The sequence below is a fragment of the Bacillus sp. AFS023182 genome, assembly GCF_002560575.1.
Taxonomy (GTDB): domain Bacteria; phylum Bacillota; class Bacilli; order Bacillales; family Bacillaceae_G; genus Bacillus_A; species Bacillus_A arachidis.
The window spans coordinates 1-1,799 of sequence record NZ_NTRO01000058.1 but is presented as its reverse complement, the minus strand read 5'-3'; the positions used below and the strand labels follow the sequence as shown (position 1 = coordinate 1,799).

Annotated in this window: 2 pseudogenes; both read left to right on the top strand. The window is 31.3% G+C overall.

The features are described from left to right. The first annotated feature begins 493 nt into the window (after window positions 1-493). Window positions 494-1,122, top strand: a pseudogene (locus tag CN288_RS21805) (IS6 family transposase). Window positions 1,123-1,180: 58 nt separating this feature from the next. Continuing rightward, window positions 1,181-1,462: pseudogene (locus CN288_RS21800) on the top strand (hypothetical protein); the annotation flags it as partial. Window positions 1,463-1,799: the final 337 nt, after the last annotated feature.

The following is a 1,799-nucleotide window of genomic DNA, read 5'->3' as shown; positions in this document are numbered from 1 at the left end:
TAGATAATATCAATTTACTAAAATATGCAATTTATGTAAAATCATAATTAAGCTAAACTCTTCTTTAAATTCTTGCCCCTAACAAGGATTTAAAGACCATGCTATTTTAGCTAAAAATGCATAAAAAGAAAAAAGCCAAATCTATCTAGAATTTGGCTTTTTTCTTTGGAGTTCATGTAAGTAACAACTTGAATCCACTACTCTTTTTCAAATATAATTGTATTTTATCATATTTTAAACGTTTTGTTGTTATATTTTTTAACTTATCAGAAATTTATGGGTGAATATTTGGAACAATCTTTAGCCTATGATATCGCCCACTAATTACTTGAATAAGCTAATTTGTACCTAAAGGTGTGTTTTGTTTGCGGTATAAACCTAAAATTATTTTCATACCTGTTGGAATTCCTTTGCGAATGCAAAAAAACGGTTCTGTTGCAAAGTTTTCTACATGAAGATACACTCTAGAAAACAGGATATAGGAGAATCAGACATGAGATATTTTAAAGGAAAACAATTCAAGAAAGAGATTATTTTAGTAGCTGTAGGCTACTATTGCCGTTTTTCTTTAAGTTATCGCGATGTATTCATGAATATGGAAATCTCATCTATCAAATTTGGAAAGTGAAAAATAAATCCGCACGCTTATCTTGGCATTTGGATGAAACTTATATCAAAGTTAAGGGAGAATGGCGTTATCTTTATCGTGCAATTGATAAAGATGGACATACATTGGATATTCAACTTTGTAAAAAACGGGATCATCAGGCTGCCTATGCCTTCATGAAAAGATTAGTAAAACATTTTGGAGAACCTACGGTTCTCACTACAGACAAAGCAAGTGCATTACTTTGCGCATTTAACAAATTAAGAAAACAAGGATTTTATCAAACTACAATCCATTGTACAATCAAACATTTAAACAATCTTATTGAACAGGATCACAGGCATGTAAAGAAACGTTTTACCAAATCCGCAGGATTTCAAAATCTTCGTCATGCTTCACGTACGTTAAAAGGTATTGAGACCATTCATGCCCTATATAAACAAAGGCGAAGTCTTCAAAGAGACTCCGCTTTTTCAACGTACAATGAACTTCAACAATTATTAGCCACTTCCTAAACATTGTTCCTCATTTACCAACCTGTTTATGCTTTTTTCAAACTTTGCAACAGAACCATTCATATCTAATAAGCCTGAAGAAAATGCAAAGCAAGTAAAAACAACTTTAGAAAGGGATTTTGGTATTGCTCAGTCTGCTGTAAACAGAATTCGGGTTACCAATAGAGAAACACCTGTTTTCCGATCACAACAACGCGCTTCTGGTGTAATTGACACCACTCCTTATAATAAACCCGTGATAATTATTGAAAAGAAACGAAATTGGTCATTTATAATGTACACAAATTCATTAGATGAGGAAGTAAATGGTTGGGTTTTCACTGGGAACTTAGCAAAATAAACATTAGGCATATTCATAACAGCTTAAGGGGTCACTATATCAATTTTGGAAAAAAAACTTATCTTGGCAGCATCTTTAAAAGATAAATACATGTTCAGAAAGATAAAATTCAAAGATTAATTGAACATTGATTTATGTACACACTTTATGAGGTACCGCCAGCATTTTAAAAAAAAACCCACGCTAAGGGTATTTGATTTCTAATTTATGTTATATTAGAATTATTACATGTTGAAAAGGAGATATAAAATGAAATTTAGATTTATTACGATTATAATCGGTATTTTATTATTAGGTGGATGTTCTTCGGTTGCAAATAATTCAAGTACTTCAAGTA